At 72.6% G+C, this 11,736-nt stretch carries 14 protein-coding genes; 4 read left to right on the top strand and 10 right to left on the bottom strand.

Annotated features, from left to right (window positions below; all coding sequences use genetic code 11):
* Window positions 1-5: 5 nt before the first annotated feature.
* Window positions 6-821 carry a glutamate ABC transporter substrate-binding protein gene (locus ACFYYB_RS01930; RefSeq protein WP_389432650.1) on the top strand — a complete coding sequence of 272 codons (816 nt, stop codon included), beginning with the start codon at window positions 6-8 and terminating at the stop codon, window positions 819-821.
* Between the two features lie 242 nt (window positions 822-1,063).
* Here the strand turns inward: ACFYYB_RS01930 and ACFYYB_RS01935 are convergent, their stop codons facing one another.
* A complete protein-coding gene (locus tag ACFYYB_RS01935) occupies window positions 1,064-1,636 on the bottom strand; it encodes a DJ-1/PfpI family protein (protein WP_389432652.1) in 573 nt (190 codons plus the stop codon).
* 235 nt (window positions 1,637-1,871) lie between these two features.
* On the opposite strand from ACFYYB_RS01935, the gene ACFYYB_RS01940 reads away from it, so the two are divergent.
* Window positions 1,872-2,693, top strand: coding sequence for an endonuclease I family protein (locus ACFYYB_RS01940; RefSeq protein WP_389432654.1), 822 nt, complete (start codon window positions 1,872-1,874; stop codon window positions 2,691-2,693).
* 25 nt (window positions 2,694-2,718) lie between these two features.
* On the opposite strand, the gene ACFYYB_RS01945 is transcribed toward ACFYYB_RS01940, so the two are convergent.
* The 4 genes from ACFYYB_RS01945 to ACFYYB_RS01960 form a co-directional block, all read right to left on the bottom strand.
* A complete protein-coding gene (locus tag ACFYYB_RS01945) occupies window positions 2,719-3,159 on the bottom strand; it encodes a GNAT family N-acetyltransferase (protein WP_389432655.1) in 441 nt (146 codons plus the stop codon).
* A 123-nt stretch (window positions 3,160-3,282) separates the two neighbouring features.
* Window positions 3,283-4,947, bottom strand: coding sequence for a glycoside hydrolase family 20 protein (locus ACFYYB_RS01950; RefSeq protein WP_389432656.1), 1,665 nt, complete (start codon window positions 4,945-4,947; stop codon window positions 3,283-3,285).
* Between the two features lie 123 nt (window positions 4,948-5,070).
* Window positions 5,071-5,505 (bottom strand): heme-binding protein, encoded by a 435-nt coding sequence (locus tag ACFYYB_RS01955; RefSeq protein WP_389432657.1) that lies wholly within the window; start codon window positions 5,503-5,505, stop codon window positions 5,071-5,073.
* 59 nt (window positions 5,506-5,564) lie between these two features.
* On the bottom strand, window positions 5,565-6,791 hold the full coding sequence (locus tag ACFYYB_RS01960) for an MFS transporter (RefSeq protein ID WP_389432658.1): 1,227 nt from the start codon (window positions 6,789-6,791) through the stop codon (window positions 5,565-5,567).
* Window positions 6,792-6,970: 179 nt separating this feature from the next.
* On the opposite strand from ACFYYB_RS01960, the gene ACFYYB_RS01965 reads away from it, so the two are divergent.
* Together ACFYYB_RS01965 and ACFYYB_RS01970 are read left to right on the top strand one after the other, a co-directional pair.
* Window positions 6,971-7,426: a MarR family winged helix-turn-helix transcriptional regulator gene (locus tag ACFYYB_RS01965; RefSeq protein WP_389432659.1), complete on the top strand. Its 456-nt coding sequence runs from the start codon at window positions 6,971-6,973 to the stop codon at window positions 7,424-7,426.
* Window positions 7,427-7,585: 159 nt separating this feature from the next.
* A complete protein-coding gene (locus ACFYYB_RS01970; RefSeq protein ID WP_389432661.1) occupies window positions 7,586-8,149 on the top strand; it encodes a hypothetical protein in 564 nt (187 codons plus the stop codon).
* A gap of 102 nt (window positions 8,150-8,251) precedes the next feature.
* On the opposite strand, the gene ACFYYB_RS01975 is transcribed toward ACFYYB_RS01970, so the two are convergent.
* From ACFYYB_RS01975 to ACFYYB_RS01995, 5 genes are all read right to left on the bottom strand, one after another.
* Window positions 8,252-8,782, bottom strand: coding sequence for a GNAT family N-acetyltransferase (locus tag ACFYYB_RS01975; RefSeq protein WP_389432662.1), 531 nt, complete (start codon window positions 8,780-8,782; stop codon window positions 8,252-8,254).
* Window positions 8,783-8,791: 9 nt separating this feature from the next.
* Window positions 8,792-9,778, bottom strand: a complete 987-nt coding sequence (locus ACFYYB_RS01980; protein WP_389432663.1) for a helix-turn-helix domain-containing protein — start codon at window positions 9,776-9,778, stop codon at window positions 8,792-8,794.
* A 110-nt stretch (window positions 9,779-9,888) separates the two neighbouring features.
* Window positions 9,889-10,440, bottom strand: a complete 552-nt coding sequence (locus ACFYYB_RS01985) for a hypothetical protein (RefSeq protein ID WP_389432665.1) — start codon at window positions 10,438-10,440, stop codon at window positions 9,889-9,891.
* On the bottom strand, window positions 10,437-11,099 hold the full coding sequence (locus ACFYYB_RS01990; protein ID WP_389432666.1) for a SigE family RNA polymerase sigma factor: 663 nt from the start codon (window positions 11,097-11,099) through the stop codon (window positions 10,437-10,439). Before ACFYYB_RS01990 ends, ACFYYB_RS01985 begins: the two co-directional genes overlap by 4 nt.
* An 8-nt stretch (window positions 11,100-11,107) precedes the next feature.
* Window positions 11,108-11,587, bottom strand: a complete 480-nt coding sequence (locus tag ACFYYB_RS01995; protein WP_389432667.1) for an LPXTG cell wall anchor domain-containing protein — start codon at window positions 11,585-11,587, stop codon at window positions 11,108-11,110.
* Window positions 11,588-11,736 lie beyond the last annotated feature (149 nt).

Raw genomic sequence — 11,736 nt, forward strand, 5'->3', positions numbered from 1 at the left:
GCAGCATGAAGGTTCCCCAGGCCGGCGTGATCGCCGCAGTGATCGGTCTCTCCCTGACCGCATCGGCGTGTGGCGGTGACGACGACAAGGGAACCCTCGCCGTCGGCATCAAGTTCGACCAGCCGGGCGTCGGCATGCGGGAGCCCGACGGCACCTTCACCGGTTTCGACGTGGACGTGGCGACGTACATCGCCAAGGAGCTGGGCTACCCGAAGGACAGGATCGCCTTCAAAGAGGTCCTCAGCAACGACCGCGAGCTCCTGCTCGAGTACAACGAGGTCCAGATCGTGGCGGCCAGCTACTCGATCAACGAGAAGCGCAAGCAGAAGGTCGACTTCGCGGGCCCGTACTTCCTCGCGCACCAGGACCTGATGGTCCGCGCCGACGACCGGACGATCACCAAGGCCGAGGACCTCAACAACCCGAACAAGCGGCTGTGTTCGGTGACCGGCTCGACCTCCGCGGAGAACGTCAGGAAGAACCTGGCCCCCAAGGCGAGCCTCCTGGAGCTCGGCGGCTACTCCGAGTGCGTCGTCGCCCTCAAGGAGAACCTGGTCGACGCCATGACCACGGACAACTCCATCCTGGCCGGCTTCACCGCCCGCAAGGGCAACGAGGGCAAGTTCCGGCTGATCGGGATGAGCCTGAGCAGCGAGAACTACGGCATCGGCATGAAGAAGGGCAGCGGCGAGCTCCAGGTCAAGATCAACAACGCGATCCGCAAGATGGTCGAGGACGGCACCTGGGACGCCGCCGTGAAGAAGAACTTCGGCCCGGACTACAAGTACGAGGCGGCGCCCGCCATCACCACGGGCAGCTGACGCCCGTCGGGGCGAGCGGCCGGCCGGTCGCGGTCCGGCGCATGGCCGGAACCCGCCATCGAGCCTCTTCCCGGGCCACCATTCGGGCCATGATCCGGGCCACGGCGCCCCGGCCCGCCTCGCGCGCGAGCGCTCCCTGGCCCGCCTCCCCGCGCGAGCACGCCCGGGAGCTCCGCTCGCGCGAGCGCGCCTGAGCCGACGGGCGCGGCGCCTCCCGGCGCCGCGGCCGCGCCGACCGGGGATCAGGCGCCCGAGACCGGGGCCTTGCCGCGCAGTACGGTCAGGAACTCCCGCATCCAGGCGGAGTGATCGGGCCACGCGCGGGCCGACACCAGCGTGCCGTCGACGACGGCCTCGGAGTCCTCGAACGTGGCTCCGGACGCCTTCATGTCCAGCTCCAGCGCCGGATAGGCGGTGACCCGGCGGCCGTCGAGCGCACCGGCCGCGGCGGTGATCAGGGGGCCGTGGCAGATCTGCGCGATCGGCTTGTCCTCGCCGGCGAAGGCCGACAGGATCCGCCGCACCTCGGGGTCGTTGCGCAGGTACTCGGGGGCGCGTCCGCCGGGTACGACGAGCGCCGCGTACTGCGCCGGGTCCACGTCGGCGAAGGCGATGTCGGCGGGCCAGGTGTAGCCGGGCTTCTCGGTGTAGGTGTCGAAGCCGTCCTCGAAGTCGTGCACGACGAACCGCAGCTTCTTCACCGCGGGAGCCGCGATGTGGACCTCGTACCCCTCCTCGATCAAACGCTGGTAGGGGTAGAGGACTTCCAGAGATTCCGCCGCGTCGCCGGTCACGATGAGGATCTTCGGTGCCATGGGCTGCTCCTGGTAGGGCTGTTCACGGTGTGGCCTCCGCTACCGTGCCCGCGCCGCCCGATCCTGCATAGGGATTCTTGCGCCAATCACCCACATGACGCGCGTAGAAAATCCCGGCTCCCGACACGTGCTTTTCACCTGTAGGGCACATGACAATGTGAACCTCGCTCTGTCACCTGATGCCCCGCCAATTCCCCGGGCGGGAGCGGTGCGTGTGGAGAGGTACCCCCACGTGATGAGAATCTCGCGCCTTACTCCCTGGGCAGCCGGCCTCGCGGCCGCGTCCCTCATACTGATCCCGGCCTCCGCCTCGGCCGGCCAGCGGAACGTGGCCGCCCCCGCGGACGCCCCCGCGGCGGCTTCGGCCTCAGCCGTCGACACCTACTACGCCACGGCCGAGGGCAAGACCGGCGCCGCGCTCAAGACGGCGTTGCACAACATCATCAAGACCCAGTCCGAGGTGACGTACGACGGCGTGTGGAACGCCCTGAAGGTCACCGACCAGGACCCGGCGAACCCCAACAACGTCATCCTGGTCTACTCGGGCCGTTCGCAGTCGAAGTCCACCAACGGCGGCGGCGTCAACGACTGGAACCGCGAGCACGTCTGGGCCAAGAGCCACGGCGACTTCGGCACCGCCACCGGCCCGGGCACCGACCTGCACCACCTCAGGCCCGAGGACGTCACGGTCAACAGCACGCGCGGGAACAAGGACTTCGACCTGGGCGGCGGCCCCGTCTCCGAGGCCCCCGGCAGCCTGACCGACTCCGACTCCTTCGAGCCGCGCAACGCGGTCAAGGGTGATGTCGCGCGCATGCTGCTGTACATGGCCGTGCGCTACGACGGCGGCGACGGTTTCGCCGACCTCGAGATGAACGACAAGGTCAACAACGGCAGCGCACCCCTCTTCGGCAAGATCAGCGTCCTGAAGCAGTGGAACCTGCAGGACCCGCCGGACGCCTTCGAGCAGCGCCGCAACCAGGTCATCTACGACACCTACCAGCACAACCGGAACCCGTTCATCGACCACCCGGAGTGGGTCAACTCCATCTGGTAGGCGTACGCCAGGACCCCTCGGCGGCCTACTGCGCGCCGAGGGCCATCCACTTGTCCGGTGCCTGGAGCGTCTCGAAGCCGGCCTTCGCGTACACCTCGTGGGCGTCCGCGGTCGCCAGCAGGATCCTGCGCAGCCCGTACGGGGCGAGGTGGTCCCGTACCGCCGCCGCCAGGGCGGTGCCGAGCCCCTTGCCCCGTACGCCGCGGTCCACGTAGACGTCGCAGAGCCAGGCGAAGGTGGCGCGGTCGGTGATGACGCGCGCGTAGGCCACCTGGCGGCCGGACACGGCGTCGTAGACCCCGTAGTTGAGCGACCCCTCGATGGCGGCGTCCTGCTTCTCGCGGCTCCGCCCGAGCGCCCAGTAGGCGTCCCCGGACAGCCACTGGTGGATCAGCTCCCGGTCGAGGCGGCCGGGGTCGGTGGAAATCTCGTAGCCCTCGGGCGAGGGCAGCGCGGTGTCGTCCATGCCCGCATCCAAGCAAAGCGGACGGGACCCGGCCAGCGGGTTTCGACAGGCGGGACGCAGGGCCCTGCCGCCCCGGGGCGCGGGGATGACGGGGCGGCAGGGCCACCGGGGCGCGGTGACGCGCTACAGCCGGTCGGCCAGGGCCTTGAAGGCCGGCCAGTCCAGGGCCGGGGTGCGGGAGTCCCAGACCTTCTGCGACAGGGCGGCGAGCGGGAGCCGGATGCCGGCCGCGACCTGGGCCTGGGTCTGGGCTCCGGCGAGATCGCACCAGACGGCGAAGCGCGCGCCCAGGATCTGCCCGGCGTACCGGGCGGGCACGGCCGTGGTGCCGCGCAGGACGAGGGGGGTCCACTGCTCGTAGATGCGCCGGCCGTCGGGGTAGACGAACTGGTTCGGCTGCCCCAGCACGTAGTAGAGGTATTCGTCGTTGAGGTTGACGACCTTGCGGCCCTCGCGCAGGTACTCCAGCGGCGGCCGGGCCCCGTTCTCCTTGCCCGTCCAGTACTCGACCTGGATGTCCTTGGCCGGCTGGGCCACCCCGCCGGTGAAGAAGCCGTCGTTCCAGGCCGCCGGCGCACGGCCCGCCGAACGGACCACGTCCGCGCGGTCGTTCAGCCAGCCCGTCGCCAGGTCCTGGACCCGCGCGGTGGGTCCGTACCGCTGCCGGGCGGCGGCCGCGAGCTGCGGGAAGGAGCTCTGCGGATCGCGGTAGACCAGGGCCTGGTACTCGTCGGCGCCCACGTTCCAGATCGCGCCGGGGAACAACGGCAGGTACTCGCGCAGGAGTTCGTCGACGAGTTTCGCCGCCGCCGGGTCGGCTATGTCGACCGCGCCCTTGACCGCCCGGCCCTGGACGTCGCGCAGTTGCAGCGCGGGGTAGGCACGCAGGACCGCTCCGAGGTGGCCCGGGGAGTCGATCTCGGGGACGACCGCTATGTGCAGGCGGGCGGCGAGCGCCGTGATCTCGCGCACCTGCGCCTTGGTGAGGTGGGGGGTGGAGACGATCTCGGGGTGGGTGGTGGACTCGATCCGGAAGGCCTGGTCGTCGGAGAAGTGCAGGCCGAGCTGGTTCAGCTTCAGGTCGGCCATCTCGCGCAGCCGGTCCTCGATCCACGCCGGGGTGAAGTGCTTGCGGGCTATGTCGAGGTTGAGCCCGCGCTGCGGTTTGGCCGGGGCGTCGCGCACGGTGCCTTCGGGAGCCGAACCACCGCCGCTCACCTCCTGCTTGAGGGTGCGGGTGCCGTAGAACACCCCGGCCTGGTCGGGTCCGGTGATGCGGACCGTCCCGTCGCTCACGGTGAGGGTGTACGACTCGGGGGCGCCGGATCCCTTGGGCCCGAGGGTCAGTTCCACGTCGCCCTTGCGCGGGGTGGCCGACTCGGCGAAGCCGATGCGCAGTTCCCCGGCGAGCAGCTTGCCCTCGTCCGCCAGGGCCGCACTGTCGCCCGGCGGTACGACGACCCGCGCGTCGGGGGCGGGCCGCCAGCCGGGGCCGCGGGCCGGCACGTGTTCCCGTACGGCGGGGATGGTGCGCGGGGCCTTGGACAGCGGAAGGGTGGGTGTCGGCGAGGGAGCCTGGTCCTGCGGGGTGGTGGGGGTGGCCGGGGTGGCGGCCGGGATCGCGGCCGTCGCGTCCGGCGGGGTCGATGCCGCGACCGGGGTCCGGGCGTTCCCCGGGGAGGGCGCCCCGGACGCACACCCGGGGACGGCGGCAAGCGTGACCAGCGCGGCGACCGTGGCCGTCGCGATGACGTGGCCGCGCCCTGAGTGCTGCTTGGTCTGTCGCATCACGCACCTGTCGCACGCACCTGGCCCCCGTACCAACCTGGCACGAGGGACCGAGGTGCGCGACCCGGGCGGAGGATCGGGCCACGGATCGAGCCGCGGATCGCGCGGGGAATCGGGCGGGGATCAGGCCAGGACGCCGAGCGCGGACTCGGCGAACCCGTGGTCCTGCGCCGGGGCTCCGCCGCCGACGCCGATGGCTCCGACGAGCCGGCCGTCGCGGTGGACCGGGAGCCCGCCCGCGATGAACAGCAGCGGCCGGTCCAGGGCGGTGGGGAGGGTGTGGAAGGGGCCGCCGGGCTGGACGGCATCGACGAGATCGGCGGTCGGTGCGTCGAGCTGCAGCGCGGTGAAGGCCTTGCGCGTGCTGGTCTCGCCCGAGATCAGGACGGCCCGGTCGTCGCGGCGGAAGGCGAGCGGGTGGCCGCCCGCGTCGAGCACGGTGACGCTGACGGCGACCCCGGCCGCTCCGGCGGCGGCCGTGGCGGCGGCGACGAGCGCCTCGGCGTCCGCGGTGGTCAGGGGGGCGACGGCGGTACGGGTGGGGGTGGCGGTGGACATGCGGGGCTCCTGTGACGTGGGGAGGGTGCGTATGGGAGGTGCGGTACGGGGGTGGTGGATCAGTGGTGGGCCGGGACGGCCGCGCCCGCCGGAGCGCCGGCCGCGATGACCCGGCTGCTTCCTTCGCCGCCCGCGCGGGTCCCCGTACGCCGTTCCAGCGCGCCGGACACCAGGGCGAGGGCGAGGGCCGAGGCGGCCAGCGCCGCGCCGACCCAGTTCGGAGCGGTCCAGCCGAGGCCGGCGGAGATGACGAGTCCGCCGAGCCAGGCGGCGAGGGCGTTGCCCAGGTTGAAGGCGCCGATGTTCACGGCGGAGGCCAGGGTGGGGGCGCCGGCGGCCTGGTCGAGGACCCTCTTCTGCAGCGGCGGCACGGTGGCGAAACCGAGGGCCCCGATGAGGAAGATCGTGACGGCGGCTCCGGCCCGGGTGTGGGCGGTGACGGTGAAGGCGGCCAGAACCACGGCGAGGGCGCCCAGCGAGGTGTACAGCATCGGCATCAGCGCGCGGTCGGCGAAGCGGCCGCCGACGAGGTTGCCCGCGACCATGCCGAGGCCGAGGAGGACGAGCAGCCAGGTGACGGAGGTGTCGGCGAAGCCGGCCACGTTGGTCATCATCGGGGTGATGTAGGTGATGGCGGCGAAGACCCCGCCGAAGCCGAGGACGGTCATCCCCATCGCCAGGAGCACCTGGACGTTGCGGAACGCGGCCAGCTCGTGGCGGATCCGTACGCCCTCGGGGCGGGGCAGGTCGGGGACGAGCCGCGCGATGCCGAGCAGGCCGAGGAGGCCGAGCGAGGCGACGATCAGGAAGGTGACCCGCCAGCCGAGGTGCTGGCCGACGAGGGTGCCGAGCGGGACGCCGACCACGTTGGCCACGGTCAGGCCGGTGAACATCATGGCGATGGCTCCGGCCTTCTTCTCGGGAGCGACGAGCTCGGCCGCGACGACCGCGCCGATGCCGAAGAAGGCGCCGTGGGCGAGGGAGGCCACGACCCGTCCGGCGAGCATGACGCCGAAGGCGGGGGCCAGCGCGGAGACCACGTTGCCCACGATGAACAGGCCCATGAGCAGCATGAGCATGCGCTTGCGCGGGATGCGGGTGCCGAGCACGGTCATCAGCGGGGCGCCGAGGACCACGCCGAGGGCGTAGCCGGTGACCAGGAAGCCGGCGGTGGGGATCGAGACGCCGTACGTGCCGGCGACCTCGGGGAGCAGGCCCATGATCACGAATTCGGTGGTGCCGATCCCGAAGGCGCCGATGGCGAGTGCGAGGAGTGCGAGAGGCATGAGGGGTGCCCTTCAGGAGCTGCGTACAAGAACGTCAGGGGAAGAGGGAGGCAGCGGGCCAGGCGATTGCCACAGCGGGTTGCCTGCGTCCACATTAATTGCAGACGCGGGATATTTGCAAGCGCGGGCAATTGCAGACGTGCCCTATCCTGGAGCCACACGCCTTCGAGGAGGAAGCCATGACGGCCACGGACAGCGCACTCACCGCCCTCTCCCAGGGCTGGTGCGCCCTCTCCCTCCTGCACGGGCGGATCGAGGCGCACATCGAGCGCGCACTGCAGGCGGGACACGACCTGAGCGTGCGCGAGTACTCCCTGCTCGACGTCCTCAGCCGCCAGCACAGCGGCCCCGGCGGCCACCTGCGCATGCACCAGGTGGCGGACTCGGTGGTGCTCAGCCAGAGCGCGACGACCCGGCTGGTCAGCCGGCTGGAGGACCGCGGGCTGCTGAGCCGCTACCTGTGCGACACCGACCGCCGCGGTATCTACACCGAGGTGAGCCCGGCCGGTCTCGCGCTCCTGGAGCAGGCCCGCCCCACCAACGACACCGCCCTGCGCGAGGCGCTGGACGAGGCGGCGCGCAAGCCGGAGCTCGCCCTGCTGGTGGCCGCGGTGCGCAACACTCCGGCGTCCTGAACCCCGGCGTCCGAGGTTTCTCGGCCAGGGGCCGGGCCAGGGCCAGCTCCCTCGGGAACCGACGAACCGGGAGCACGAGGGCACGAGATACCGGGCATCGGCCGGTGTCGGGATGCCCACTACGATCAAACTCCGCTTGCTCACGGGGGAGCTGAGGCCATGAAGAGTCCGGGATGCCTGGCGATGGCAGTGAGTGCAGTCATTCTGCTGGGATGGCTCGGCTGGAGTGCGAAGTCGATGCTCGACTCGTCGTTCGATGGGCCGGACAACCATGTCGCGGCGGCCGATCCCCGGGTCTGCCCGCAGACCGAGGGCAACAACGTCTCCCTCGCCGATGCGACCGAGCACTTCGGTCTGGCCCTGCCCGCCGACGCCACGAGCCTCGTCTTCACCGCAACGGCGGGTGGTCTGCAGGGAGAGAGCAGATTGGCGCTGCGCTTCACCACTACGCCGGCGGATCTCGCCACGTTCCTCACGGCCAGCCATTTCGAACCGTCAGACGCGACCACGCGGGTCCATGAGAGTAGCTGGTTCGCCTACCGTTCCGGAGTGGCTGCCCAGCCTGCGCAGGGGCCGTGCGGTCTGACCCCGCCGGGCAACCCGAGCATGGTCTACAGCCAGGACGGTCCCGGTTATCCCAGGCGGACCAGTCCGCGGGACCTGGCGGTGGACCACACCGATCCCGCCCATCCCGTGGTCTGGGTTGCGGGTTCGGACCTGTGATCGCGCCGGCCGTGCCATGACCGGGTCCGCCTCCCCGCGGGTCCGGGGCGGCATGGCCGGCCGGCGCAACGAACAACCCGGCCGACCCTTCCGGTCACAGCACTAGACGCGCTGCTCCAGTACCTGGCCCGGCCAGGCGCCGGAGAGGAACGGGTCGGTGCGGGTGAAGCCGTTGCGCTCGTAGTACGCGACCAGTTCGCCCGTACCGCCCGCCCAGCAGTCGACCCGCAGCAGCTCCACACCGGCCCGCCTGGTCTCCTCCACGGCTCGGGCCAGCAGCGCGGCGCCGATGCCCAGCCCGGCGTACCGCCGGTCGGAGACCAACAGCCGGACGTACCTCTCGGGTTCCCCGGCCGGCGCGATCATCGGCATCTTCGGGCTGGGCCCGGTGTCCAGCACCAGGGCTCCGACGGGCACCCCGTCCCGCTCCGCGATGTACGGGGAGTTCTCCGTCGTGTACCCCTGGACCCGCTCCACGCCGCCGGGAATGAGCGAGTACGGGGTCGTGCCCCACTGCTCGGTGTTCCCGCGGGCGTTCATCCAGGCCACCGCGGAATCGAGCATGTCCAGAATGGTCCGCACGTCCGCCGGGCCGCCCGGCCGGATCCGTATGCCGTGTGTGCTGTCGTTCATGGGACGAGCCTATGCCGTGTCGCGGTGCGGGTTCCCGGCGGTCAGCGCGCGGTACTCCGTGGGCGTGAGCCCGTACGCCTCGCGGAACGAGCGGCTGAAGACCTCGGGTCCGCTGAAGCCCCAGCGGGCGGCGATGGACTGCACCCGGTGGGCGGCGAGTTCGGGCCGGCCCAGGTCGGTCCGGCACTGTTCCAGACGGCGCCGCCGGATCCGGGCCCGGACGCTCTCCCCCTGCCCCTGGAAGAGCTGGTGGAGGGAGCGCACGGAGATGGTGTGCCGGGCCGCGATGGCCGGCGGTGCCAGCTCCGGGTCGCCGAGGTTGTGCTCGATGAAGGCGTGGATCCGGCGCAGGAGCACCTCGGCCCGGGCTTCGGCGGGGATCCGCTCCTCGGCGTCCAGGTGCTGGGCCAGGCAGGCGGTGGCGAGGTCGACGGCGACCGTGCCGAGCCTGGCCAGCTCCCGCGGCTCGCATTCGGCGGCGTGGTCCTCCAGGGCGGTCATGAAGGAGGCCAGGATCGCCGCGATGCCGCGGTCACCCGGTATGCGGCGGGCCAGCAACCGTTCCAGCCGCTCGGGACGCAGGGGCAGTACGTCCCGGGGGAGCATCAGGATCGTCGCCCGCACCTGGCCGCCGTCCGCGTGCATCGTGTTGTCGGAGGGGCGCGAGGTGTCCCACAGCATGAGGTCCCCGGGACCGACCGTGCACCCGTTGCGGTGCTGGGACATCGACGTGACGCCCCTGCGCAGCAAGGCCAGTTGGTACTGCTCCGGATCACCGCGCCGGATCAGCGCGGGGGTGCGCCGCGAACGCAGGGGCGACAGGGTGAACTTGGACGCGCGCAGGGGCCCCAGGTCCACCACGGCGGCCTCGCCCTGGAACTCGGCCGGCCGCTCGCTGCTGAGCGCGGCCGGCATCACCTCGCGGGAGATGATGTCGGCATACCAGTCGAACCGCTCCCCCGCGGGCACCCCGCCCGACGACACCACTGACCACATCCCGCGCCCCCACGCTCGAACTCATCGGCAGGATCCTAGGATGCCGCCAACTGATCTCCATCGGCGCATGGTTGCGGCCCGCGTGGCGCCGGTCCCCGTCCCGTGCCTCCTCAGCGGGAGCCCGGCGAAGCCGTGGGCGGCCGGGACGAGGCCGAGGGCGAGCCCCGCGTCGGGGTCGGGGTCGGGGACGGGGACGACGGAGCGGAGGCGGAGGAACTGGGCCGTGGCGTACCCGCACCCGTCTCGGGCGCTCGCGACGGGCTCGCGGTGGTCCGGTACGAGTGCGTGGGCACGGCCGAAGGCGAAGGCGAAAGGCGCGACGGGGAGACGGACGGGGACGGAGCGGCCGGGACCGGTCCCGGAGACGGGCCGGTCGGCGTGGGCGAAGGCGGCGCGGCCGGCGGCACAGGTACCGGCCCCGGGCGGAGCGGAGCGTCCGGCGCCAGTACGGCGTACCCCACCACCGTCGCGGCGGCCGCCGCCAGCCCCGCCAGGGGCAGCGTGAAACCGCGCGGCCAGGCCCACGGCAGTCGCCGCACCCCCGGCTCCGGCGGCTGCGCCGGGCGCAGGTCGCGCACGGTGATCCCGGTCGCGCGGGCGTCCAGGGCCTGCCGCAGCCGGTCCTCGACCGGCCGCCCGCCCGGCCCCTGTCCACGCGTCATAGCCGACCCTCCAGAATCCGTTCCAGCGCGTCCAGCCCGCGGCTCGCGTTCGATTTGACCGCCCCCCGGCTGATCCCCAGGGTCTCGGCTATCTCCGCCTCGCTGAGGTCGGCCCAGTAGCGCAGCACCAGGACCTGGCGCCGCCTCGGCGTCAGCCGTCCCAGCGCGGCGAGGACCTCACGGTGTGCCTCGTCGAGGACCACGGAGGCTTCGGCGGAGGGAACGTCGGCCGGCGCCTGCGGGGTCCACGCGCGGGCGGTCCGGCGGCGGCGCAGGACGGAGCGGGCCGTGTTGACGACGGAGGTGCGCAAGTAGCCCAGCGCGTTGTCCACCTCCGTGATCCGCTCGCCGTGGCGCCGGTACAGGGCCGTGAAGGCGTCCTGCACCACGTCCTCGGCGGTGCCCAGATCGTCCACCAGCAGCACCGCCAGCCGGACCATCCGCAGCCGGTGGGCGTGGTAGAGCTCGGTCACGGTGGGCGGCGGGCCGCCCCCCTCGGAGTGATGGCCGTACGTGTACCCGTGCCGGTACGGCTCCGACGGCGCGGGCGGGGCCTGCGCGGAGGAGCGCTCGCGGCGCAGCAGGAACGCCCACAAGCCCCGCCGCGGCCGGTCGAAACCGAGCGCGGCGGGGCCGGCGGATGGTGCGAGATGGAGCACGGAGGTCCTCAGCCGTTGGCGCGGCGCCGCACGGTGTACAGGGTCGCGGCCCCGGCGGTGATCAGCACGGCGGCCCCGGCGCCGAGCGCGGCCGTGGTGGCGGAGGAGCCAGTATGCGCGAGCTCGGAATCGCCGGGCGAAGCGGGGGCGGGGCTCGGAGCCGCGCTCGGGACGGCGGTCGGCGTCCCGCCCGGGGCGACGGTCGGGGACGCACTCGGGCGGGCGCTGGAGGACGTGCTCGGGCGGACGCTGGGGGCCGCGCTCGGCGTCGCGCTCGGGGGCCGGCTCGCCGAAGGCGCGGGGGCCGAAGGGGCCACGCTCGGCGTCGCGCTCGTCGCCGGTGCGGGGGCGGCCACGGTGGGCGAGGCGGACGACGCCCCGGCCGCGGCAGAGGCCGGCCCGGCCAGCGCGAGGGCCGCACCGGCGGCGGCGACGGCGACGGCCGCCGCCCTGCGGACGGACAGCGGGGCGCGCTTCAGGTTCTTCACGGTGGTTCTCCACGGTCGGCTGCGGGGCGCGGGATCACGCCCTTCACCCCCGCACGACGCGCGAGTGCCCGGGAGGTTGCCGCCGATTCCGAAAAACTTTTCGCGGCCCTCCGGAACGGCCGCCGTACGCCCCCGCATGCCCGGCACGG

This window comes from Streptomyces sp. NPDC002886 (assembly GCF_042888445.1).
In the GTDB taxonomy this organism is placed as follows: domain Bacteria; phylum Actinomycetota; class Actinomycetes; order Streptomycetales; family Streptomycetaceae; genus Streptomyces.